Raw genomic sequence first — 22,570 nt, forward strand, 5'->3', positions numbered from 1 at the left:
TTGATATCGGTGGTGAAGTGAAGGTTTTTCCCCCGGGCAGCGGTGACCACCTCGTCCAAGCCAGGCTCATAAACCGGCAGCACATCGGAATTCCAAGCGGCGATGCGTGCTTCATTGAAATCGCAGACCGTGACTTGGATGTCCGGGCATTTCGCGGCGATCATGGCCATAGTCGGACCGCCGACGTAGCCGGCGCCAAGGCAGCAGATGTTTTTTACGGTGATGCTCATTCGAAGTTGTTGTTTCAGTTTTGGAGGGATCAATTCTTCACATGATTTTCTACAAAGCGGGGTGCCGAATTTTTGATGGATCGACTTTTGAGAAAATTCATGAGTAAAAGGCAGTCTTTATCTTGGGGTATCTGATTCATGCTGCCGCCCGTGGTTAATCCTCGCTATTCGAGGAAACCTCATGACTGTCAGTGGATTATGTTTTTATGTCGCGCTAGGGAATTCGACTGGCGAGATGCAGTGCTTGTTGCAATCAGGGTGCCAAAGTTCAAGAAAAAATGAACAAGCAAGCGAAACAGATTTGTTGAAATGGGGGGATTGGAAGTTGGAGGTTGGACCTACAATTTGCCCATCGGACTTTAATGGGATAGCCCAGGGCATGGCCCTGAGTGAGAGGTGCCCACTCCACGTATCAGCCTCAATGGGCGTAAAGTAACGGTTTTTAGCAAGGAAACGAAAAAGCCCAAGCATGTCGCTTGGGCTTGAAATTCGATTGTTGTTAATGGGTATTGGGCAATATCGCGCCACAATTTCAATCTTCGTCCTCGTCTCCATAGGCACCGTAAGAACCATACGAGCCGTATCCGTAGCGGTACGCTTTTCCGTAGCGGTTCGTTTGATAATTGCCGTAGGAATAGTTGGCACCAATCAACCGTTTTTTCTCAAGGAAGCCGTTGAAAATGATCCCTGCGGGCAGGTTATCATCAGCTCGGAGAAGGGAAATAACACGTCGGATTGCGCCTTTGGGGCCATATTCTGCCCGGGTCACGATACAGAAATTATCAACCATTGGAGCCAGGATTCGCGTATCTGGAACCGCGAGAAGTGGCGCGGAGTCCAGGACGACAACGTCGTAATAACTGGTGGCTAATTTGAGAAACTCCTCAAGTTTAGTAGCGTTGAGTAGCTCTCCTGGATTCGGGGCTCGTTTTCCAGAAAGGATGATGTGGAGGTTCTTTTCTCCAGTATCCGTATAAATGGAATCCTCAAATTTGGCCTGGCCTGCGAGAATTTCTGTGGATCCAGAAGGGTGGGTGTCTCTCTGGATTCCGAAATTCTTGTGGACGGAAGGCTTTCTTAAATCGAGGTCCACCAGAAGGGTACGTTTGCCCTGCTGGGCTGCTGCAATCGCAAAATTGCAGGAAGTTGTTGTTTTGCCTTCTCCCGGGAGTGCACTGCTGAAGAGAGTCACTTTACGTTTCTTCTCATCCCCCAAAAGAGAAACTGAAGCTCGAAGAACTCGATACATTTCAGCGAAGGTCGTGTTTGAGGTGCCTTCACGGAACACCAAGTGAGGATCCCAGCGGCGGCGAGCCACAGGGATGGAATCGAGATTCACCTTGCGCTTACGAGTGGCTTGGGAAAGGGCTTTGGTGGGAATGTCTGGGATCGCCGCGAGAACTGGCAGTCCGGTGACTTGTTCGGCTTGGCCGACGGTGTGGAGCTTGTTGTCCAACCGGGTGAGAATCATGGCGATGATCAAGCCAAAGAAGCCACCACCGATAAAGGCAGCACCAAGAATCAGAGGTTTTTTGGGAGAGACAGGGCGTTTTGGCAACTCAGCCAGGGAGCTGATTTCCATTTCGGATTCTGTCCCTTGTTGGTTGATGTCCTGCTCCTGTTTTCTGGTTAGGATGCTGTTGAAAACATTCGTCTGACTTTCAATTTCACTTTCCAGAACGCTTTGGCGGGCAACCAGCAAGCGTCGGGCAACTTGTAGGCGCGAGGCATCATCACTGCCGTTTGCTGTGAGTTCTGAGTTATGATCTTCCCAGTATTGACGGTCCACGGGGGAACTTCTCACGGAATCAAACTCGGACAGGAATCGTTGCTGGAAGGTATTAAGATCCGACTGTGCAGTGACCATTTTTGGATGCTTGGCCTTATACTTGCGGGATAAGTCCAAGACTGCTTTTTCACGCAGTTCCAGCTCTTCCAGGGTATCAAGTACCCGTTTGTAGTTGGCTAGAGCATTTTGTGCCGTTTGCAGATGGGTTCGGGCTTCGTCCGATTCTTTATCCAGAATGCCCATGGAATTCATGCGGCCTTCACTGCGGACTCCTGTCAATTCTGTCTGATACTCGGTTGCGATTGCATCCGCTAATGCCTGGGCGACTTCCGGTGATGGATGCTCAACGGTAATGTCTACCAAGCGGGTGTTCCGTCTAACATCGACACTAGTCCAATTTCTGATCAAATTTGGTAGAGCGTCGGCAGGGGCTTTTTGAGCTTCAAGCTGCTTTTCTTTTGGGTCTGGGAACCAACCTTGGGCCCAATGAGGTAGCCAGTTGACTGGTTCCGGAATGATTCCAGGAAGATTCAGGATATCCGGACGGGCTGCGATTTTTTTGAGGAGATCTTGGCGAAGAACTCGTTGTGCCACCGTATTCATGGCGTCGTCAGTTCTCAGGTCGATTTCGTCAACTTGATCACTTTTGGCCATCACGGAACCCATTTGCTGTTTCACCAGCAAGGTGGACTTCGCTGAGTAAATTTCAGGAGCTTTTGAAAGGTAGTAAAAACCGGCAAGAATGCCTAAAATCACAAACAGCGCGACCCAATACCAGCGCCCGATGAGGTCTTGAACCAATTGGCGGATTTTTTCCTGCCGGATTTCCGTTTCGAAACCGGAACTCGGTTCGTCATCGAAATCATCATAATCGGGTTCCTGGTGACGGATACGAGTCGGTTTGGGCATGGGGTTGGCTAGTAAGGAAAAAGGGAAAGATGATCAGAGATCAGGGAAAGCTTAGGTGGTAAAGTCGAAGGATAAATGCCGGGTGTAGTCTTGAAGTCGAACCTGGATGAGGGATTACGCTGGGTAGCTTGGGCGACTTAGAGCAAATTCAGAAAATTCGTTGAGGAACTGTGATGATATCGTCTGGCTGCAAATAATAAGGTTTGGTGCCTTCTTTTTCAGTGTAGTCTCTAAAATCGACTTCCTGAATACGGTTGCCTCGACTGATGCGAATTTTGGAGTCTTTAGCGAGGTCGGTCAGGCCTCCTGCCATAGCGATGGCTGAAACCAAATCAAGTTTCCCATCGACTGGGAATTCAACCGCCCCAGGTTTTTTGACCTGGCCTAGGACCCTGACATATTGATTCACGAAACGACTTTCATTCACAATGACACGGTCCCCGGAATAGAGCTTGGTTCTACCGGCAGAGCCTTGAATCTGACTAAGGGAATAGGTGGAGGTACTACCAGAAGCTCGGATCAATTGGATGTTATCTTGGTCAGCTGTAGCCAAAAGGCCCTGAGCGGTGGCCACTGCAGATCCCAAATCTAGATTGCCAGACAGTGGAATTGGGATCTGACCAGGCTGCTTCACAGCGCCTAAGACTGAGATATAGTCAGTCGCATACTTGTCGACTGTCAGGGTGATGCGGGGCTCCACGAGAAAATCCTTGGCATACAGATCCTTAATTTTCTTGGTGGCTGCTTCCATGCTGAGTCCCCCGATTTTGACGGATTCAATAAGCGGGAAAGCTGCTTCCCCGGTCTTGAGTACGGTGACCTGCACTGAGAGATCCGGTTCTTCGTAGACTAAAAGATTGATCGTGTCATTCGGCCGGATGATATAGGACGAATCATCATCTTGAGCTTTGGAGGTATTTGGTAGTAACCAACTTATTATGAGCAAGCTGAGAAGAGTGAAGGATTTCATAAGGTGGTCGTTCGATAAATGATTAAAAATTGCCGAGCCTGCTGTTTTTGCCTGAATTGAGGTAAACAAGGAGATGTTTTCGGCCAAGCCTTAAAATTCGGCGCAACCCATGTTGCGGAATGGCTTTATCCAGAATAGCGGATTCCAAATGATGGAAGCTGTCCATTTCAATGTGGTGATGTGCAAGGCACCTGTAACAGGGCTGCATCATGCTACCTCTTGAGCGAATGTTGTGCCAAAATGAGCATTAGAATCGGTAACTGAGTCCAATTCCGGTCTGCACGCCATCCCAGGAATTTCCGTCTCCTTTCGCGCCCAAATCTCGATACCGAATGGATCCTGTCAGGTCCATAGAATCTCCGAAAAATGGGTAGGTGAACGATGTATCGATTGTGAAATAATCGTAATCTCTGCCGATACTGCTGGTCACAGTTTCGCCATTCTCAGTGGCTCGGGTTTCATATCCAACGCTCAAGTTCCACTTGCCGCGCAAAATTTTACGCGAATAGGCAACTTGGAAGCTATTGATTTCACTGAACGAGCCAGTTGAGGATGGGTTTGCTTGAGTGTCTCGATAGTAAGAGAGACTCATTGCCCAAAGGGGTGAGGCTTGGTATTTGAGACCGATCGAGGAGGAGAATGCCGGATCTCCAGAGCCGGAATCCTCATAAGAGACGAAATCCACTCCTACCCGAGACCTAAGGGTTACTTTGGAACTAAGTTGATAGTTCAAGTTGAGTGTCGGACCTATCGAAGTGCGATCTTCCTGATTTTCACTAGACCGCAGAGTGTAACGAATGCCGGGGCCAAAATCGGTGAGAGGGCTATAGTGCCAAAGAGCAGCTAGGCCAAAATCAAAACTTGAAATATCGTTATAATTGGACTGTTTGGCGACGGCTGAACTGTATGCTGCGTCACCGACAAGGGAAGTTTTTGGGCTGATGTTATAGCGCCCGATAAATGTCGTGTTGTAGAGTGTTTGCTCCACAAAATCTCCATATAAGCGATTGTTTCCTCTGCTGGTGGAGACGCTGGTTTTCAGTGTAGCGATCAACTTCCCGCCCCGATATCCTCCAAATGCGGCGAGTTTATGGTTCAATCCGCTGTATTTGGAATGATCACCATATTCGTCATAGGAGCCGCCATAGTTGGCTCCTGCAATCCACTGAGTACCTTGTCGGATGTAGGAAATTGCAGCTCCGGGAGAGACGATGAAATCATCTTCCTTGGGTGAATCGGACTTTCCCGATCCCTGGGTGACGTTGGAATCGTAGGTAGTGGCAAAAGTGCCAATGATGGATAGGCCATCAGTGGTTTTCTCACGGGGAGCACCGTAAATTCCCGAAGCTTGGGAGAAACCGCTAGGTGCTGAAGGAAGATCGACTAGGGCATTTTGAGCGGACAGATGACTGCTCAAAGCGATGGCGCTGATTCCGAGGCACTTCAGAAGTGTTCGGGCTTGGTGGGGCCGATTGAAGGAAAGTTCGGCGGACGACGTAGGTCGGAACTTCATGTAAGGAAAAATGGAAAAATGCGCGTCAAAGTAAAGCGCGCAGTCACCGGTATGCTTGAATCGGGAAAACCGGAACCGATAAGGATCCATCAAATCCTAAAAAAACCCCGTGCCTACCAAAGAGAGATGGCGGGCACGGGGGAGAATGGTGCGCGTTAGATAAGGAAATACCTTAGTTTGAGCGGCGGCGACGAAGAAGTCCCAAGCCAGCGATACCGCCGAGCAATGCTACGGAAGGCTCAGGAATGACTGCAGTTGCAATGTTGTCGAATATCGCAACGTTGGTGCTGTTTCCTGCATCCGTTTCGAAATCGGTCTGTGTGTTGGAGATTACGATATCACCAAGTTCAGCGGATGAGTCGAATGAGGTAGTGCTGGTGGCAATGAGTGAGGACGATTCGCCGTAGCCACCGTAAAACAGTGAAGTGGTGGAATCGTTAAAGTTGAAGTAGAAGCTGTATTCAGCGTTAGCAGTTAATGAGAATGTCGTTGAACCAGAAGAGCCACCAATCGTGTAGCTAATCGTCCAAAGAGTGCTGTCGCCAGAGTCAGGGGTAAAAATGATTGAGGCTACTGTCGTTGAGGACAAATCGGTAATCGCGATTGAGAATGAATCACGAACGGCAGCATCGTTGGCGATTGCGAAATCTAGTGAGACTTGGGAATTCACCAAGCTCGTAGAAGCCGGGAGGGCGCCAGAAACTGAAGTGGTTGCGTTGAATGGGCTGTTGTTATATGCGGTGCCAAAAACGCCGACTTTATTAGCGGTGCCGAAATAATCGAGAGTTTCAACCTCGCCAAGTGGTGCTGTGCCATCAACTAGAACCGGGTTGGATTCGCTTTGAGTCCAGCCTGAGACTTCACCATCAAAATAATCGTAATCGGATTCGGATTGGAAGTCGTAAACTACGGCTGCGCTGAGGGTGCTTGCTGGCAAGAGGGCCAGGGAGAAAAGGGACAATTTGAGTGATTTCATAAAATCTATGAGTGTAAGGATAGTGAGCGATGATTCGGGAAAATCTTAGCTCGATGAACTTGGAATCACACCCAAGCTCCCGCGAGCAATGCGTGAGAGCTTGGGTGGGGTCCGAAATCTTAGATTTCGATTAGGATTGACTTACTGCTGCACCAGGGCCAGTGGATGGCGGCGGGCCGCTGCTTGGCACTGTTGGTGGAGTGTAATCATTGTCAATTGTGGTGTTGCTGCTGTTGCTGCCACCTGTAACTTCGCCACCCGAATCTTTCTGGGTAACGACGGTTGTGGTTTGGATTTCCGCAGTAAAACCGCCATCGCCGTCTGGGGTAGCGACTTCGACGACCGTAACCGCGACTTCCTCTTTCGTGCCGTCAGTTTGAGTTACGATAGTTTGAGTTACCTTGGTGGTGGTAACAACACCATCAACAGTGGTTTGTGTGATTTTGCTGCCTTGGACGGTCTGAGCACCGGTTTCGGAGTCAATCGTTGCGGCAGAGAACGAAATTTTACCGGTGGGAGGGGTGCCGGCGAGGACTGGGGATGCTGCGAGTGCACCGAATAGCAGGATCTGTGCGAACTTAGTTTTCATGGCGATGGTAGGGTGAAGCATCCGACATCGACAGTCAATTCTATTTTAGGTGATTCACGTATCATATTCGTCACCACTGCCTGTAGGCCGGAATGAATGCGATTCAAGCAACTGCTATGCCAATTGGGTAACCACTTCAACCCAAGTAAGTAGGTGTATAAAATGGCTAATAGCAGTTTCTGGAATAATTAAAATTGAAACAGAAGTATAAACACGTGCGTTGATTCGTAATTTGCCACGGCGCAATTCGATTTGTTGTTCTTATTCTACTGATGGGCGCGAATGACTTCGTCCGCCATTTTACGCAACTGGGGATAGCGGTAACTCATTCTTCTGATCTCGAAAATGGTGCTCCTTTTGAAGTTGAAGGAACTTTCAAGGTTGTTATCCAACCACGAAGAACGCTGTAAGGCCTCGCTCCATGCTTCAGCGGAAAGACTAGGATGATTTGCTAAAGCCGTTTCTGCTTGTCGCATGGGAACCTGAACGGAGGTGGGGGATAATGTTCCTTCGATTTCGAATAGTTTTTTCACTTCGCTCTCATTACCGGCAAACAAGGATGCATAATTGCCGTCAAGTCGGCGCAACCATGGGTCAAGAGGGAGCCTGTCGATGGTAGATTTGAGCTGATTTCTAGCTGTCGTCAGCTTTTTAAATGTTTCGGTGAAGTCTTCATCTGCTGGCGGATTAGTCACTTCTACAAAAGATTTCCGAGCATTCCCGTATTCGTCTGTTCCCATTTGGAGAGCGATAGGATTGCCTGTAGGCCATTTGCCAAGTAGAAGGCATATCCCGAAAAAAATAGGGAAAAGCCCAAACAATTGGATGCTAAGTCGGACGGATCGATTATTCCGGTGATTTTCCGATTTTCGACTTGGGATGAGCGAAACGGTAAACAATAGGAACGAGGCCAGTGCCAGGGGAAGCCGATGTCCTGGAACATCAGCGATTCCATGAAGGGGGACCAAGATGGCAGCGATGAGGCATGCGGCTCGGATCGCCCGGTCACGTCCTTTGAAAATGGATAATACCCCGTATCCGAGAGCTAGCAGGGTCATTGCCAGAAGAATCAGCGCTGCTCCGATTCCGCATTCACTGATGATCCACAACCAGTCACTTTCTGGGTGGTAGGCAATCGCGTCATTTACGATCGCAGTCCGCGTCCGATACTGCGGGAATACGTAGACGAATTGTCCTGCGCCGACTCCGGTGAGTGGTGCGTCTTTGATCATATCCAGGGCGTCCAAGGCCATGGGAACGCGAAAATCAACGCTGCTCAGTGTCGGCGAATTTTCCGATTCGCTGGGTTCGGCTGCGGATGGATCTTCGTTTTCGGCGACGGCTGCGATTTTTTCCGATGTGTCACTCAGGCGTTTTTTGACCTGGCTTTCATTCAAAAGATAGCCGCCGATGATGAGGAGTGCGAGAAGGACAATCGCCTTGCTGCCGTGTTTTCCGAGATAACGGCGGCCGATCATTGGGAGCCAGAGGACGCTGCCGATGGCGATCAGCAGGACTCCCCCGCGGCTTACCGACCACTGAAACGCAGCCCAGAGGCAAATGCAGGTGCCTAAAATCGAAAGCCCAAGACGCCAGAAATGCCGATCTTTCAGGGATTGTAGAATCACGCCAAGTCCGCAGACCGATCCCATGGCGAGGTAGGTGCCCGTATGATTCCGGTTAGGGAAAAATCCGAACTGCGAGCTGTAAATCGCGAGTTCCTTGCGAAAAATCTCAGCAATCACCGCATACAGGGCAACTCCGAGGACGAAGGCCAGTGCGGTGTTCCGCAATTGCATAGAGGAAGCCCGATGGCCGGCCAGCCAGAGGCCCGAGAGCAAAATCACTGCGAAAAATCCAATGGTTTCAAGGGCGGGTCGCCATTGGATCACCACATGGCTGCCGGTTTTGACGCCGAGTGATTCCAAATGCGTTCGCCATTCGGGGATCGGGAACCAGGCCGCAGGCAGGAACGAAGCAAAGCAAAGAACCAGAAAGCTGGTACCGAGAATCCACCACAGTTTTGGCAGTGCGATTTTTGGCGGAGCGATCAGCATCAGCCCACCTAACAGGCAGGAAAGCAGGCCGGTGTGATCCACCCACGGTGCTCCTGAAATGAAGGCGCCCAGGAAAACGACGAACCAGACGGCAAGGAAAATGAAGCGATGGCTGCTTTCCCGGACCGCTGGTTCGTAGATTTTGCGGTGGAGCGATTCTGATCTCATGGGGAGTGATGCCAGCAGATCAACTCCTTCTAATCAAGGTATTCGCATGCGGCGCGGACTCCGGCTGCGAGCGAGGCGATCCGTGGTTCGAGCGGGCTTGAGCTGGGGCTTTCAAAAGTGAAAGAAAGCGGGCAGCCTTTTTTGGCCAGATAAATTGCTTCCGGCCAGCTTTCCGGGAGGTCGGGTTCCGCCGAATGATAAATCCAGCCGGGTTCATGGCAGGTATGGCCATCGATTTCCGGTCCAGGTTCGGGATGAAACCACGGTGAAACCGCATCCAGAATGCGATGTGCGGTTTCGGTGGGCGATCCGCTTAGGTTAATCTCGTAGAGGTAAAAGCCGGAGCTTTCCCAATCTTCATGGAGGGATACGAACAAGGCTGGAGTTGGCTGGCGATCCAGCCACGCGGCGTGGCAGCGGGCTTCTTCACTCTTGAATGCCAAATAATCCCGGTTCAGATCGTGGCCGTCCGCGTTTTCCCGGACGTGGCATGCCAACCCGTTGGGATTCAGTGCTGGGCAAATGAGCCAGTGATGATCCGTGGCAAAAAAACCTTCCTTGAGCAGGCGCAGCATGGCCATTGGCCCGGCAGGCTCGTCACCGTGGATGCCTGCTGAAAGGTAAACCACGGGTCCATGGCCCGGGCGTTCCCAGGCGTGGATCGGGCCACTTTCGGTTTCGTGCAATAGAGTCGGCGAAAATCCCGCAGCTGTCGCTTCGCGATGAAATTCCGGCAAAAACGCCGGCCAGTCAAAAACATCGCTCATGATGAATCGGGGGAATGCGTGGCAGAGAAGGAGGGATCGAGGCTGGAATCATTTACCTGCGAAAATTTCGGCAAAGAAATCTTTCATCGCCTGCCAAGACCTGCGGTCAGAGGCTTCATGGTAAGCAGCGCCTTTGGAAGGATCATTGCCAGCCATCTTTTGGGTGAAACTATGCACCGTCCCGCTGTAAGAAATGAACTGCCAATCGGCTCCAGCCTCGCTGAATTCTTTCTGGAATGCTTTCACCTGTTCTTCCGGCGCGTAGGGATCGTCCGCGCCTTGCAGGACCAGGACTTTGGTGTGAACTCCGTCTTTTTTCGCGCGATAGTCGGGATCTGAACTCAGATCGCCATGAAAGGAAACGACACCTGCGATGTCCGCGCCGGAGCGAGCGAGTTCCAAAACGCCGCCGCCACCAAAGCAGTAGCCGATGGCTGCGATGCGTGATGGGTCGGTGAGATTGTCCGATTTCAATTGTTGGAGTCCGGCATCCAGGCGCTCGCGGTAGAGTTTGCGATCGGCTTTGTATTTTCCGGAAACTTTCGCGGCTTCCGGGACTTGAGGGCGAATGCCCTTGCCGTAGATATCCGCAGCGAAAACGTTGTAGCCCATTTCCGCAAGCTGCCGGGCCCGGCCTTTTTCGTAGTCGGTGAGTCCGGTCCACTGGTGGATGATCAAAATTCCAGGCCGTTTGCCCGTCGTCGCGTCATCGTAGACATGGAAGCCTTCCAGAGTTTGGCCACCTTGTTCATAATCCACGGTTTTCTCGATCAATTTTGCTTGGGCAGCAAATGGCAGCGAAAGCAACGATACGAGCGCCAACAACGGTGTTTTCATGCGGTCCACTCTGACCGCGCTGAGATGTGGTGTCAAATGGTGGGATTTGGAAGTGCCGAGTGATCAGTTAGCAGTGATCAGTGCAGACTGCGCAGGCAATAGCCTGCGGTGATTTACTCCTGAAAACTGAACACTGAAAACTAGCAAACTCTTCCCACTGATCACTGCTAACTGATCACTCGGCACTTTCTGGCACTTTCTCACACTTTTCTTCTGCTCCTGCTGGAAAAAATGAAAATGTGGCTACAGTCCTCCATGGCCCGGCCGAAATTTTCCAACCCTTGGCATCACGAAGATCATGGCATCCTCGATATCCTGAAGTGGAAATTCAAAATCGGCCCACAGGAGCAACCACTCATTCCCGAGGCGCCGGATGAACCGGCTGCAGTCGTTCCATTGAAACCGGAGAAGATAAGGGAAGCTCCAGCAAAAGGTTGGCGCGTTGCGTGGCTCGGACATGCTTCGTTTTTAGTTCAGGGATGTGGGTTATCGATTCTGATCGATCCGGTCTTCTCAGAATTTTGCGCGCCGTTTGAGATGAAATCGTTCCGACGCCGAGCACCGTTACCGATTTCCCCCTCGGATTTACCGCGAATCGATGTCGTGCTTTTAACTCATGGCCATTACGATCATCTGGATCTCGCCGCGCTGAAAGCGTTGCCGGGCGAGCCGAGATGGGTGATTGCTGAGGGCCACGCAGATTGGCTGGAGAAGCGGCTTTCGAAGAAATGCCAGGAAGTCGCCTGGCATGAAAAAGTGGAATTGGCGGCAGATGTCACGGTCATGGCGACGCCAGCGCAGCATTTCACCGCGAGAACTCCGTTTGATCGAAATCGCGGCCATTGGTGTGGATGGTTGATCGAAGGCGGTGGCTGCAAAGTTTGGCACGCAGGCGATAGTGCCTACTGCGCGGCATTCCCGGAAATCGGCGAATTTTACGGGCCGATTGATTTCGGCATGATTCCAATCGGGGCCTACCAACCGCGGAAAATCATGAAGCCGATGCACATGAATCCCGAGGAGGCGGTGCAGGTTTTTTCGGATACGCGCTGCCGTCGCGCAGTGGGCATGCATTGGGGAACTTTCACCCTGACCGATGAGCCGATGCAGGAGCCGGCTCTCAGATTGCGCCGGGAAATGGGGCGGCGCGGACTCGACTTGGATGCTTTCACCGCAGAGCCGATCGGGTCGCAATGGAATGTCACCGCGCAAGTGTGAATTTTGCTGAGTGGAATGATCGCTTCTCATCATCTTCTCATGAAAACAGGGTAGGCTGAGACACAACCTGCCTGATATGAAAGCGTTTACCTTCATTGCCGCGCTGGCACTTTTCCCGGTCGTTGCGCAGGCTGATCGACTGGAAGTGGATCAGACGAAAAGCAGAATCCAAGTGGATGCAAAGGCGACCGGCCATGCCTTCACCGGAACGCTGCAGAAATACACCAGCGTTGTCACCGGGGACACTGCAACGAATTTGCCCACCGGATTCACCCTGAACTGGGCTTTTAGTGATCTAAAAACCGGTGAGGCAAAGCGCGATAAGGAAATGATCACCTGGCTCGGCGGCGGCAATCCAAAGGGCAGCTTCGTTTTCACCAAAACCTGGAATGACAAAAAGTCCGGCAAGGATTACGCGATGGGCGAGCTGACCATCAATGGAGTCGCTAAAACCATTTCGTTTCCGTTCACCGTGAAGCGCGATGGCGATTGGGTGACGATTGATGGTGAAGCGGCGATGAATTATAAAAACCACGGACTGCCGTTAATCCGGGCGATGGCCATCATGACGGTCGAGCCACAGCTCAAAGTTCGATTTCATCTGGTAGGAGAGTTGAAATGAGTGCTGATTTCCCCCCGCGAGACCTTTCATGGAAGCATCGTGTCCATTGCGCCCATGCGCTGATGGCCAGCAGTTTCACTCACGGCATCGGCCGGTTGAATGGAGTTGAGCCACGGCTGGCGGCAGCGCTTTGCAATGTGCTTTCCCGTCCGGGTTCGCTGGTGCGCGCGGTTTCCTCCTATCTGGTCGGACTTTCCATGGGGATGACCGAGGAAGGTGCGCGCTCGCTCGGTTGCGGCATTGAATATCTTCATACGGCATCACTGATTTTTGATGACTTCCCGGCCATGGATGATGCCAAGTTGCGACGGGATGCGCCATGCCTGCACGTCAGCCATGGAGAAGCGGTCGCCACCTTGGCAGCCCTGGCACTGATCAATCGTGGCTACACTCTGATCTGGCAGACCATTCATCAGGCCGCGCCGTCGAGGCGGGCCGAAGCCGGGAATTGGGTGGATTCCAAACTGGGAGTGCATGGCTTATTGGGCGGTCAGGCGTGGGATTTGCATGGCTGGGACGATCACCAAACCGCTGCGGAAGTCAGCGAGATTGCCGCCCGAAAGACCGCCGATTTGTTGCGGTTGACCTTGGTGTTGCCTGCGATTGTCGGGCATGGCACCCGCCGTGAAATCCGCTTGTTAGACCGCTTGGCGTTGTTGCGTGGCTTGGCCTATCAAGCTGCGGATGATGTGAAAGACCTTTACGCGGATGAATTTTGCTCGGGTAAAACCGGAGGGCGCGATCAAGAGCTTGGACGCCCCAATTTGGTGGTGGCTGAAGGATTAACAGCTGCCACCGCTCGATGTGCGCGACTCGTTTCGATGGGGGACCGGGTTCAGCACGCGCTTCCTGGCGCTGCGCACCGCTGGAACATGCTGGATCTCATCCGGGTGCCCGCGCCTCGGCAAGTCATGGGATCGCTTGAGCGGTTGCCGGCAGTGGTCTAATTCTATAATGATCTTCGAATGAGCCTTTGGCGAATGATATGGACGAACTTGCGCAGGCATCGCGTGCGCACGGGCATCGGTGCGGCAGGTATTGCGCTTGGAGTTGCTACGATGCTCAGCGTAGTTGGGCTGCTTGGAGGCGCGGTGAAAATGTTCGAGCGCATTCTGCGGACTGATGCGGAGATGGTCGTTTTCGAAAAGAATGCCTCCGACCTCTTTTTCAGCAATGTCCCGGTCAGCTTGGCAGACGAGCTGGAGAAAACGCCGTTTGTGAAAGAGGCCCGCCCGGTATTGTTCGCGATTGTCAGCGCACCGGATCGGCCGATCGTCACCTGCTTTGGGATCGAGTCCGGTGACGGCAGATTGCGCAAAGGCCAATGGCTGCGCGGCAATCCAAAGAATTTCAAAGACGATGCCCGGGCAGTGGTGCTCGGTGAGCGCGCGGCGGATTTTGTCGACATCGGCCCGGATGGCGAAGTGGAGCTTGGCCATGAAAGATATCCGGTGGCTGGAGTGGTGCGCCTTGAAAATGGATTCGAAAATGGCGGTGTCTTCATGCCGCTCGCGGCTTGCCAGGAGGCATTCCACAAATCAGGTGCGTGCTCCGTGGTGACAGTCGCTCTGGCAAAAGGGCACGATTCCAAAGAAGTGAAATCCTGGATGGCGAGCAGGCATCCGCAACTAACCGCGCTGGAAAACGAAGAATTCAGCCGCAGTTATTCTCAATTCCAAATTTTGAAAACCACCGCCTGGGTTGTGGGTGGATGTGCGTTTTTGTTAGGAGGATTGAGTGTCACCAACACGATGATCCTTTCTGTTTTTGGAAGAATCAAAGAGCTGGCGATCGCTCGCGTATGTGGATTTTCGCGGGCTCAAATTGCCGGTATGATTTTCGGTGAATCCCTATTGGTATCCGCAATCGGCACCATGGTCGGGTGGGGGCTGAGCGGGTTAGGACTGCAGTTGTTGAAGGCCATCCCGCAGATGCAGGGATACATTGAGCCGAGAATCGGTTGGATGGAAATCGCCGGGGCGATGGCGCTGGCAGCGATCACGGCGCTCGCAGGAGCCATGTATCCGGCGTGGTATGCGGCGAAGTTGAACCCGGCACAGGCACTAAGATTTGAATAAAGGAGGATGCGATGAAGAGTCACGTTTCGATCAAAGATGTATGGAAAAGTTTCGATGCCGGCCGGATCCAGGTCCTGAAAGGAGTCGGGCTTGAGGTGCCAGCAGGGGATGTGGTCGCGCTTTGTGGCACGTCCGGTTGCGGCAAATCCACCTTGCTCAACGTGATCTCCGGGTTGGAGGAAGTGGATCGCGGTGAGGTGTTTCTTTCAGGCAGGGATGTGGTGAATGAATCGACACGAGTGGACCTCCTCCGGCATCACATCGGTTATGTCTTTCAGTTCCATCATTTGATGCCGGATTTGACATTGGCTGAAAATTGCATGGTTCCGGTCATCGCAGCAGGCGGGAGTCGAGCCGCGGCGCTGGAACGATTGAACGAGCTCGCCGAGGCGACCGGGGTTGCGCATCGGTTGAAGCAGCGCGTGCGGGAATTATCCGGTGGCGAGCGTCAACGCGGCGCTTTGGTGAGATCACTGATGAATGATCCGGAATTGCTGTTGTGTGACGAGCCGACGGGCGCGTTGGATGAGTCGAACCGGGAGCGGGTTTTTGAAATCCTCGTCGATCTCGTGCGCAGGCGCGGACGCACCTTGATCATGGCCACTCACGATCTTGAGTTGGCAAAGCGTTGCGACCGCACCATCAAGATGCGCGATGGGCGGATGGAAGGTGAAATTTTGTGAGCACACAGGAACATGGCGGAGTTGTATGCGCGGCACGGCATGCCTTGGCGTGGCTGGTGGTTGGCAACAGCGTCGGGCTTTTATTATCGACTTTACTACTAGAACCATCGTGGCAGCCCGGTGAATTTACCTATGGGCACTGGGTTCCGGTTCACCTGAATAGCCAGCTCTATGGTTGGACGGCCTTGCCGCTGGTCGCTTGGTTGCTTTCGATGTATGAGGTGGATTTATCGCGATTCCGCCGATGGGGTGCTGCAGTCATCGCTGCCTGGTCTGCTGCCTTGGCAGCTTCCTGTCTGTTCTGGCTGCGGGGAGATACCTCCGGAAAAATCTTCCTCGATTGGCGGAATGGATCGCTTTGGGCATTTCTAACAGCACTCATCGTTCTGTGGATATTGCTTTGCGCTTCATTTCGTGATCGAGCTCAGAGCTGGAGGAAAATCCGCCGCCGCTTGTCGTTGATCGGCTTGATCGTTTTGGCTGCGGTTCCCGGGGTCATGGTGGTGGCGGCTTCGCCGAAGACCTACCCGCCGATCGATCCTACCACCGGCGGGCCGACAGGATCGAGTTTGTTGGGTTCAACCCTTTCGGTCATTGGATTGATGCTGTTGCTGCCGAGAGTCACCGGGCTGGCGGGACGAGGCAAAGCCGGTCTGGCTACCTGGATTTTCTTCGTGGTTTCCTGGTTGGTATTCGCAGTGACCGAGTCGATCGGAGGCGGTCATTTCGATTTCTGGCAAATCGGCGCCATGCTGATGTTGCTCCCATGGGCGTGGTTGATTCCACGGGATTGGAAAGGATATGCCTGGCCTCAAAAGGTGAGAATCTGGCGCAACGGCATGCTGTTCTGGTGGGGGATGCTGGTTCTGACAGGCGTATCGATGTATGCGCCGGGCGTTCTGGATTGCTTGAAATTTACCCAAGGCCTGGTCGGTCATTCGCATCTGGCGATGGCGGGATTTACGACCTCTTTTTGTGCCGTGCTGATCACCCTGCTAACCAATCGGGCGGTCGGCGGAACCCGGTCAATCTATGCGTGGCATTTGGCGGTAGCGATCATGATCCTTGCTCTGGTGGCGATGGGCTGGCGTGAAGGTCAAAGCCCGGAATGGATGATCGTGCATGCCACCTGGAGGCAGCTCGGTTTTGTCGTGCGTGCATCGTGTGGTTTGGTGATGCTGGCTGCATCTGTTGATTGGTTGATCCGCTTTACAAAATCATGAACCGTCTACGTTTTCTTCGACTTTGGAGCCTTGCGGTGGGAGCGATGGATGCATCCACCGGATTGCTATTGGTAACAGCTCCAGTTGTGACTTTGAAATGGATGGGGATACCGCCATTGGATCAAGCCGCATGGGTGTTCCTGAGCTGGATCGGGGTTTTTGTGGCAGCTGTAGGGCTGAGTTATGGTTGGGTTTTCCGGGGGGAGCGTGAAGGTGAAACGGTCTGGTTTTTCACCGGGCTGGTTCGCTTGTTAGTGGCGGTTTTTCTTGTGGTGAAAATCCTTGGTGGCGCACTGCCCATGGCGTGGATCACCGTGGCCATCACGGATGCGGTGGTTGGCGCTGGCCAATGGTTTTTCGTGCGCGCTGGTTGGTGGAGAGGGGGAGACGGATGAGAGGACTTGCGTGGCGGGCATCCTGTTTGGTGGCTGCGGTCTATGGGTATTTCCTCATCTTCGCCCAATTTGCCTGGGTCGAATTGATTCGCAGCGCAGGCGGACAGGAAAAGCCGATGCTCGGAGCGATGGCTGTCGCTGGAATGGCTGCTGGATTCTGGATCGCGTGGAAGGGCGTGACCGCTGGAAAAATCCGCATTGGTTTGGCCTTGGCGGCACTTGCATCTGCTCTGGCACCACTGGCTGATGGCATGATGTCCATGCTGACGGTTTCCATTCTAACAGGAATTGGTGTCGGTATGTCGACCGTCGGCCTGGCAACCTTGCTGCCATCATGGTGCGGCTTGTTCTGGGTCGGATTGGGAACCGGGGTGGGTTACGCCTGCTGCAATTTGCCGATCGTTTTTCAGCAATCCTCGGCACACCAGGCATGGATCGGGTCGGTGTTCGCTGTGGTTGGTCTGCTGGTGTTTCCAGGGAATCAAAATACTCACCATGAGGAACCGCCACGGCGCGAAATTCCCTTTGTGAGTGTGCTGGTTTTGTTCACCGCGCTGGTTTGGTTAGACAGCGCTGCGTTTTTCATCATCCAACACGCAGTCGATCTGAAATCCGGCACTTGGGGCAGTGGATTGCTGTGGCGGAATGCTGCTTTGCATTTGGCGGCAGCCATCGCGAGTGGAGTTTGGTTGAAAAGTTGCCGACGAACATTCGTGCCCGCATCGGCTTGGGGGCTACTCGCAGTGGCCGCTTTAGCAGTGAACCACGAAACATCCCGTTCTGTTGCAGGGTGGCTTTATCCGGTTGGTGTCTCACTCTACTCGGTTGCATTGGTTGCATGGCCCGGCTGGTTTTCGGGAGCGCGTGCGCAACATTCTATCGGCTGGCGCGCTGCTTGGCTGTTCGCCATCGCCGGTTGGTTTGGATCCGCCAATGGGATCGGCATGGCCGAAACATTACAGAGAGTTCCGGTAACTTTTATTCTGATTTCTGGCGTGTGCGTGCTTGGGGTTTTGGTGAGTTCCAATCGACTCTCGTGGAGAGTTTTGACCGCTGCTGCGATCGTGTGGGTTGTCGCATTTCTGGGTGAGAAAAAAGCGGATGTTCCGGAGACGGATTCAGTGGCACTGGGAAAGCAAGTGTATCTCGCCGAAGGTTGCATCCATTGCCACTCGCAGTATGTCCGGCCCGGTTCGCTGGACGAGTTGAATTGGGGCCCGGTGCGCACGGATAGCTTGAAAGGCAAGCCGGTGGTCATCGGCAATCGCCGCCAGGGACCCGATCTAACCGATGTTGGCGCCCGTCGATCCGCGACTTGGTTGAAATTGCATTTTATCAATCCACAAGCGTTCTCTCCGGGTAGTCCGATGCCATCGTATGCTTATCTTTTCAAAGATCGTCGTGGAGATGACTTGGTGCATTATCTCCAGGCAAACGGTTTGGATGGAATGACTGATGTCTTTCAAAAAGCAATGACCTGGCAGCCGGAATCAAGCCAGTCTGCAGGTCGTGGAGCGGAGCTATTTCAAAATCATTGCGCTGTCTGTCATGGAGCGAGTGGCAAGGGTGATGGGGAAATGTCAGGTTTACTGACAAAAGCTCCGGCAAATCTCGTCGATGGCCCATTTGTCTGGTCGTCAGCGGGAACCGGGAGGATCCGGCAAATCATCAAGTTTGGCATACCAGGGACGGATATGCCTGGGCACGAAACGCTCAAGGATGAGCAAATTGTTGCTCTTGAAGAATTCGTATCATGCCTCAGGAAATTAGCTTCCGAAACGGGACGAGAATAGCATGGGCATTCCGGAGATCTGCTTCGAATGCATCGCTGGAGAGATAATCATATTCAACCGTTCTCGCATTCGGAATCGGGTCATCGGGATCGTTGCATCGATGTCCTGGATGGCACATGATGAGTGTGGAATCCGGCACATTCCGAATCCAGTTTTTCATGTGAACCTCAAAATCCGACGGGCGATCTAACAGGTAGATGCCAGCAAACCAGGGATTTCCCGGATAAGTGTGTGAGAGTGCCGGCTCGCCAATCTGCGACAAGAATTGAAGGATCGCTCGTTTCACCAGCAACTTTGGATGCCAGGAGAACGTGGCGGATGGTTTGGCAATTCTTCGAACTGGAAATGCCTCGGGCGCGCCGAGTCGACCCAGAGTGTCGGCGATGATTTCGCTGACTCCCGGGAGAATGTGAACATGTTGGTGTCCGTCCAAATAGTCCGGGCTTTTGCCGAGGACTTGTTCAAAGTTCCGCCACTGTGAGATCAGCGCCTCCCGAATTTCAGAGGCGTTGAGTTTGCCTCGTAAAGAATCGCCGATCCACTTTTCGAGTGGCTTGCCGGTTTGATGGGTGAGGTTGAAGTGGAGACCTGTGTCGAAGTTTCCTGAACACGATTGCAGCAACTTTCCTTCGTAGGGCCAGTGTTCGGTCGTGGTGAAACAACTCACGGCGGAAATACGCCCACTTTTCGCCAATTCCCGAATGCCATGTGAGATCCCGGGGTTTTGAGCGTAATCGTCGGCGCAGAGCGTGAGGCGTTTCATGGCGCCTTCCGATGAAATACCCAAAACCGGCAAAGTAGGAAAGTCGATGCTGCCACGGTTCCCAACACCAGGAGCAGGGCGAGTCGCGGAGGCAGATTGGTGAAGTGGAGAAGTAGCGCGTAGAGCATTTCGTTTCCTGCAAATCCGGCCAGGGCGGTGGCCGCGAAACGCGGAAGGCTCGAGCGGTCCCACTCTCCCTGACTTGCAAAGCTCCACTTGAGATGACCCGCGTAGCTGACGGGAAATGCTGTTAGAAATGCCCCAACATTGGCGATCAAAGGCGGCACCCCCAAGGCCATCCACAATGAGGCCGCGATGAAGTGCACGGTCATCGCAAGTATGCCGACAACGATGAAGCGGATGGCTTGGGTGCTGATTTCTTTTTGTGAGCTAATCAACTCAGGCAGTAGTCTCATGATAGCGTGTAGGTCCCGAGTCGTTTGCGACGATGTAAATAGGGCGTCCTTTCACTTCCTCGAAAATCCTGCCGACATACTCCCCTAGAATTCCGATGAATAGCAACTGGATCCCGCCTAAAAACAGAATGGCTGTGGTGAGAGTCGCCCAACCCGGAACGGCATTGCCGAAAATCAGGGTTTTTCCGGCGACCCAGGTCGCATACAACATCGAACAAACCGAAATCGCGGCTCCGGCCATGGTGGCGAAACGAAGCGGAACCTGTGAGAAAGAGGTGAGCCCGGTAATCGCCAGGCCGATGAGGCGTGGAAAGTTGTAGCGTGATTTGCCCGCTCCACGCACCAGCGGCTGGAATGGAACGGCGATGCTTTTAAAGCCTACCCAATGGTAAAGGCCTTTCATGAATCGGTTATTCTCTGGCAGGGCTCGCAGAGCATCGGCAACCTTGCGATCGATCAGGCGGAAATCTGTGGCATCGGGTGGAATCGGGACGCTGGATAGCCTTCCCAGAATTTGATAAAACATCCGGGCGGCCTGCCGTTTGGCATTCGTTTCATCGCTGCGATTACTACGAACGCCGTAGACCATGTCATTGCCTTCTTTCCAAAGTCGGATGAACTCAGGAATCAGATCGAGAGGGTGCTGAAGGTCTGCGTCAATGATGATCACCGCATCGCCCCGGGCGACATTGATCCCTGCGGACATCGCTCGCTCTTTGCCGAAATTTCGGGAAAGGCGCAGCAGTCGCAGGGGTAAATGATCCAGCAATTGGGTGACGACCGCGACGGTTTCATCCCGGCTGCCATCGTCGATGATGATGATTTCACAGCGATAGCCAAGCTGCTTGCTGGTCTCGGTGAGACCTTTGCACAACGTCGGCAGGTTGCCTGCTTCGTTGTAAGCCGGGACGACGAAACTGAGCTCGGTATGGGCCACTTCCACTCGGTGAAGAAGGTCGGATGCAGGTTGGTGAAATCGGACAGGCCCTGATTTGCGGGTGCGCTTGAGAGCGGGGCCTCTCAGGGTGACGATGTTAGTGGGTTGAGGCATTTGCAGGCAGGTGTTCGGGTTTTTCAGCCAATAAAGTTTCGTTGCCGATGGTGGTGACTTCGTCGAAGCGCTGACCGACCAGCTTGCGTATTTTTTCGCGATCCTTGCTGCGGATCACCACCAAGTCCTGAGTCTGGTTTGCGGTGAGCGGTGGCAGATCGGCATCCGAGATGAATTCGATTTGTTTGCCGTGATAGAACACAGCGGAATAAGCGGTCGGCCTACGGTAATAGAGAGTGTAATTCTGATACTCCGGGTGGCTTTGGATGAAGCCGATCATTCGCTTTTCCGAATCCTTCGGTGCGAGATTCGGGAACTTCTGATAGATGACCCAAATGCCAGCCATCAAAATGATGGCGAAGGCGGTGCCGGAACGAAGCAACACTTTGATCCGGTCCGGGCGGAAGCTCAGTCTCCATGCTTCCAGGATGAGAATCGCCGCAGCGGGCATCCCGGTGATGGGGTAGGTGGAAATGATATTTCTTGAGAAGGTGAAAAAGACCCACGGCGCCAAGGACCAGCACAGCAGGTAAGGCAACCAGCGGTCGCGATCTGTGGAGAACGCTTCACGAACTTTGCTCTTGCTCCGGAAACATCCTGGGATCGAAACAAACAATGAGATCGACCATGGCATCAGCGCCATCATTGCAAAAAACCAGATCATGCCTCGCGCTGCCGGATGGGCGTGGCCATACATGTCGCCTTTCCAGCCCTTGATCAGAAAGCGTCCGAAATGTTCACCGAGGATGAAATAGTTGAGAAATCCCGGAGTCTTGATTTCCGCTGCTGCATACCAGGGGGCGGCAATGGCGAGAGCGAGCAAGCCGCCCGTGATCCAGGGAACTCGCTTCCACACCGCCGGGATCTGACGCGTCCACAGGGTCCAGATGCCAATCGGGAGCATGGTCAGAACCGTGGACACCGGACCTTTTGCGAGCAGTCCCAACCCGATGCCGACAAAGAATAAATACCCCCAAAGTCGAGTCCTTGATGGACCATGCATGGCATTCCAGAAGGCAATCATGCAAAACGTCGTCGATGCCATCATGGCCAGATCGGTCATGACCGTGCCGGAGGTGACGATGAAGAGAACCGAAGTGAAGAGGATGAAAGAAGATGCCAAGGCGAAGTCCGCGCCTCGGATTTTTTTCACCCATTGATACAGCAGCGCGACGACTGCGACTGCTGTGAGGAAGATGAGAATGCGTGCGCCGAATTCGTTGGCGCCAAAGATTTCGATGCCGCCAGCAGCGAGCCACATCGAGAGCGGAGGTTTCGCCCAAAATGGATTTCCAGGGGTGATTTGCGGAGTGATCCAATCGTGGGAAACGGTCATCCACCGTGCCATTTCCGCGTAGCGGGACTCGCTATTGTCGGTGAAGGGGATCTGAAAGAGCATCGCAATCCGCATCAGGAAAACGATGACGAATGCGGCGAGAATACCTCGCTTCGTTCGGGTAGTGAATGAGTAGGACTGCTGCATCGTGGACCACCCTGCCGAAGGGTATGTTCACGAAACTAGC

At 53.1% G+C, this 22,570-nt stretch carries 20 protein-coding genes and 1 pseudogene; 8 read left to right on the forward strand and 13 right to left on the reverse strand.

Translation table 11 applies throughout. The annotated features are described in order from the left end of the window. The 9 genes and pseudogenes from JIN85_RS11450 to JIN85_RS11490 all read right to left on the reverse strand — a co-directional run. Positions 1-230 (reverse strand): annotated as a pseudogene (locus JIN85_RS11450) (nucleotide sugar dehydrogenase); the annotation flags it as partial. Between the two features lie 532 nt (positions 231-762). After that, the gene (locus JIN85_RS11455) at positions 763-2,928 is read right to left on the reverse strand and encodes a polysaccharide biosynthesis tyrosine autokinase (RefSeq protein WP_200270779.1); all 2,166 of its coding nucleotides are present in this window, start codon (positions 2,926-2,928) and stop codon (positions 763-765) included. Positions 2,929-3,076: 148 nt separating this feature from the next. Next, positions 3,077-3,985, reverse strand: a complete 909-nt coding sequence (locus JIN85_RS11460) for an SLBB domain-containing protein (protein ID WP_200270781.1) — start codon at positions 3,983-3,985, stop codon at positions 3,077-3,079. 160 nt (positions 3,986-4,145) lie between these two features. Further along, entirely contained in the window at positions 4,146-5,411 is a 1,266-nt protein-coding gene (locus JIN85_RS11465; protein WP_200270783.1) for a TonB-dependent receptor, read from the reverse strand. A 172-nt stretch (positions 5,412-5,583) separates the two neighbouring features. Continuing rightward, the gene (locus JIN85_RS11470; RefSeq protein ID WP_200270785.1) at positions 5,584-6,387 is read right to left on the reverse strand and encodes a hypothetical protein; all 804 of its coding nucleotides are present in this window, start codon (positions 6,385-6,387) and stop codon (positions 5,584-5,586) included. Positions 6,388-6,517: 130 nt separating this feature from the next. Then, positions 6,518-6,976, reverse strand: coding sequence for a hypothetical protein (locus JIN85_RS11475; RefSeq protein WP_200270787.1), 459 nt, complete (start codon positions 6,974-6,976; stop codon positions 6,518-6,520). A 266-nt stretch (positions 6,977-7,242) separates the two neighbouring features. Continuing rightward, entirely contained in the window at positions 7,243-9,201 is a 1,959-nt protein-coding gene (locus tag JIN85_RS11480) for an O-antigen ligase family protein (protein ID WP_200270789.1), read from the reverse strand. A gap of 29 nt (positions 9,202-9,230) precedes the next feature. After that, a complete protein-coding gene (locus tag JIN85_RS11485) occupies positions 9,231-9,968 on the reverse strand; it encodes a M14 family metallopeptidase (RefSeq protein WP_200270791.1) in 738 nt (245 codons plus the stop codon). Positions 9,969-10,016: 48 nt separating this feature from the next. Next, positions 10,017-10,805, reverse strand: coding sequence for a dienelactone hydrolase family protein (locus JIN85_RS11490; RefSeq protein ID WP_200270793.1), 789 nt, complete (start codon positions 10,803-10,805; stop codon positions 10,017-10,019). A gap of 255 nt (positions 10,806-11,060) precedes the next feature. Here JIN85_RS11490 and JIN85_RS11495 point away from each other — a divergent pair, with 255 nt between their 5' ends. From JIN85_RS11495 to JIN85_RS11530, 8 genes are all read left to right on the forward strand, one after another. Next, positions 11,061-12,023, forward strand: coding sequence for an MBL fold metallo-hydrolase (locus JIN85_RS11495; RefSeq protein ID WP_200270795.1), 963 nt, complete (start codon positions 11,061-11,063; stop codon positions 12,021-12,023). A 76-nt stretch (positions 12,024-12,099) separates the two neighbouring features. Continuing rightward, positions 12,100-12,645 carry a YceI family protein gene (locus JIN85_RS11500; RefSeq protein WP_200270797.1) on the forward strand — a complete coding sequence of 182 codons (546 nt, stop codon included), beginning with the start codon at positions 12,100-12,102 and terminating at the stop codon, positions 12,643-12,645. Further along, entirely contained in the window at positions 12,642-13,592 is a 951-nt protein-coding gene (locus tag JIN85_RS11505; protein WP_200270799.1) for a polyprenyl synthetase family protein, read from the forward strand. Before JIN85_RS11500 ends, JIN85_RS11505 begins: the two co-directional genes overlap by 4 nt. Positions 13,593-13,610: 18 nt before the next feature. Next, entirely contained in the window at positions 13,611-14,723 is a 1,113-nt protein-coding gene (locus JIN85_RS11510) for an ABC transporter permease (RefSeq protein ID WP_200270801.1), read from the forward strand. Between the two features lie 11 nt (positions 14,724-14,734). Beyond that, the gene (locus JIN85_RS11515; protein WP_200270803.1) at positions 14,735-15,406 is read left to right on the forward strand and encodes an ABC transporter ATP-binding protein; all 672 of its coding nucleotides are present in this window, start codon (positions 14,735-14,737) and stop codon (positions 15,404-15,406) included. Next, on the forward strand, positions 15,403-16,629 hold the full coding sequence (locus JIN85_RS11520) for a hypothetical protein (RefSeq protein WP_200270805.1): 1,227 nt from the start codon (positions 15,403-15,405) through the stop codon (positions 16,627-16,629). The genes JIN85_RS11515 and JIN85_RS11520 overlap by 4 nt, the downstream gene beginning before the upstream one ends. Continuing rightward, complete coding sequence (locus JIN85_RS11525) at positions 16,626-17,024, forward strand: hypothetical protein (protein WP_200270807.1); 399 nt, start codon at positions 16,626-16,628, stop codon at positions 17,022-17,024. The genes JIN85_RS11520 and JIN85_RS11525 overlap by 4 nt, the downstream gene beginning before the upstream one ends. Continuing rightward, positions 17,021-18,817 carry a cbb3-type cytochrome c oxidase subunit II gene (locus JIN85_RS11530; RefSeq protein WP_200270809.1) on the forward strand — a complete coding sequence of 599 codons (1,797 nt, stop codon included), beginning with the start codon at positions 17,021-17,023 and terminating at the stop codon, positions 18,815-18,817. Before JIN85_RS11525 ends, JIN85_RS11530 begins: the two co-directional genes overlap by 4 nt. Here the strand turns inward: JIN85_RS11530 and JIN85_RS11535 are convergent. The 4 genes from JIN85_RS11535 to JIN85_RS11550 are packed head-to-tail and all read right to left on the reverse strand — an operon-like array spanning position 18,783 to position 22,530. After that, positions 18,783-19,580, reverse strand: a complete 798-nt coding sequence (locus tag JIN85_RS11535; RefSeq protein ID WP_200270811.1) for a ChbG/HpnK family deacetylase — start codon at positions 19,578-19,580, stop codon at positions 18,783-18,785. The two genes, JIN85_RS11530 and JIN85_RS11535, sit on opposite strands and share 35 nt — an antisense overlap. Beyond that, positions 19,577-19,996, reverse strand: coding sequence for a GtrA family protein (locus tag JIN85_RS11540; protein WP_200270813.1), 420 nt, complete (start codon positions 19,994-19,996; stop codon positions 19,577-19,579). The genes JIN85_RS11535 and JIN85_RS11540 overlap by 4 nt, the downstream gene beginning before the upstream one ends. Continuing rightward, positions 19,980-21,047, reverse strand: coding sequence for a glycosyltransferase family 2 protein (locus JIN85_RS11545; RefSeq protein ID WP_200270815.1), 1,068 nt, complete (start codon positions 21,045-21,047; stop codon positions 19,980-19,982). The genes JIN85_RS11540 and JIN85_RS11545 overlap by 17 nt, the downstream gene beginning before the upstream one ends. Beyond that, positions 21,031-22,530, reverse strand: coding sequence for an ArnT family glycosyltransferase (locus JIN85_RS11550; RefSeq protein ID WP_200270817.1), 1,500 nt, complete (start codon positions 22,528-22,530; stop codon positions 21,031-21,033). Before JIN85_RS11550 ends, JIN85_RS11545 begins: the two co-directional genes overlap by 17 nt. Positions 22,531-22,570: the final 40 nt, after the last annotated feature.

It is taken from the genome of Luteolibacter pohnpeiensis (assembly GCF_016595435.1).
GTDB lineage: Bacteria > Verrucomicrobiota > Verrucomicrobiia > Verrucomicrobiales > Akkermansiaceae > Luteolibacter > Luteolibacter pohnpeiensis.

Excerpts from the sequence above, each read along its gene's own strand:
- JIN85_RS11510 (WP_200270801.1), top strand. The coding sequence starts at position 13,611 with ATGAGCCTTTGGCGAATGATATGGACGAACTTGCGCAGGCATCGCGTG.
- JIN85_RS11540 (WP_200270813.1), bottom strand. The coding sequence starts at position 19,996 with ATGAGACTACTGCCTGAGTTGATTAGCTCACAAAAAGAAATCAGCACC.
- JIN85_RS11525 (WP_200270807.1), top strand. The coding sequence starts at position 16,626 with ATGAACCGTCTACGTTTTCTTCGACTTTGGAGCCTTGCGGTGGGAGCG.
- JIN85_RS11550 (WP_200270817.1), bottom strand. The coding sequence starts at position 22,530 with ATGCAGCAGTCCTACTCATTCACTACCCGAACGAAGCGAGGTATTCTC.
- JIN85_RS11535 (WP_200270811.1), bottom strand. The coding sequence starts at position 19,580 with ATGAAACGCCTCACGCTCTGCGCCGACGATTACGCTCAAAACCCCGGG.
- JIN85_RS11455 (WP_200270779.1), bottom strand. The coding sequence starts at position 2,928 with ATGCCCAAACCGACTCGTATCCGTCACCAGGAACCCGATTATGATGAT.
- JIN85_RS11490 (WP_200270793.1), bottom strand. The coding sequence starts at position 10,805 with ATGAAAACACCGTTGTTGGCGCTCGTATCGTTGCTTTCGCTGCCATTT.
- JIN85_RS11545 (WP_200270815.1), bottom strand. The coding sequence starts at position 21,047 with ATGCCTCAACCCACTAACATCGTCACCCTGAGAGGCCCCGCTCTCAAG.
- JIN85_RS11485 (WP_200270791.1), bottom strand. The coding sequence starts at position 9,968 with ATGAGCGATGTTTTTGACTGGCCGGCGTTTTTGCCGGAATTTCATCGC.
- JIN85_RS11500 (WP_200270797.1), top strand. The coding sequence starts at position 12,100 with ATGAAAGCGTTTACCTTCATTGCCGCGCTGGCACTTTTCCCGGTCGTT.
- JIN85_RS11475 (WP_200270787.1), bottom strand. The coding sequence starts at position 6,976 with ATGAAAACTAAGTTCGCACAGATCCTGCTATTCGGTGCACTCGCAGCA.
- JIN85_RS11530 (WP_200270809.1), top strand. The coding sequence starts at position 17,021 with ATGAGAGGACTTGCGTGGCGGGCATCCTGTTTGGTGGCTGCGGTCTAT.
- JIN85_RS11495 (WP_200270795.1), top strand. The coding sequence starts at position 11,061 with ATGGCCCGGCCGAAATTTTCCAACCCTTGGCATCACGAAGATCATGGC.
- JIN85_RS11515 (WP_200270803.1), top strand. The coding sequence starts at position 14,735 with ATGAAGAGTCACGTTTCGATCAAAGATGTATGGAAAAGTTTCGATGCC.
- JIN85_RS11465 (WP_200270783.1), bottom strand. The coding sequence starts at position 5,411 with ATGAAGTTCCGACCTACGTCGTCCGCCGAACTTTCCTTCAATCGGCCC.
- JIN85_RS11470 (WP_200270785.1), bottom strand. The coding sequence starts at position 6,387 with ATGAAATCACTCAAATTGTCCCTTTTCTCCCTGGCCCTCTTGCCAGCA.
- JIN85_RS11505 (WP_200270799.1), top strand. The coding sequence starts at position 12,642 with ATGAGTGCTGATTTCCCCCCGCGAGACCTTTCATGGAAGCATCGTGTC.
- JIN85_RS11480 (WP_200270789.1), bottom strand. The coding sequence starts at position 9,201 with ATGAGATCAGAATCGCTCCACCGCAAAATCTACGAACCAGCGGTCCGG.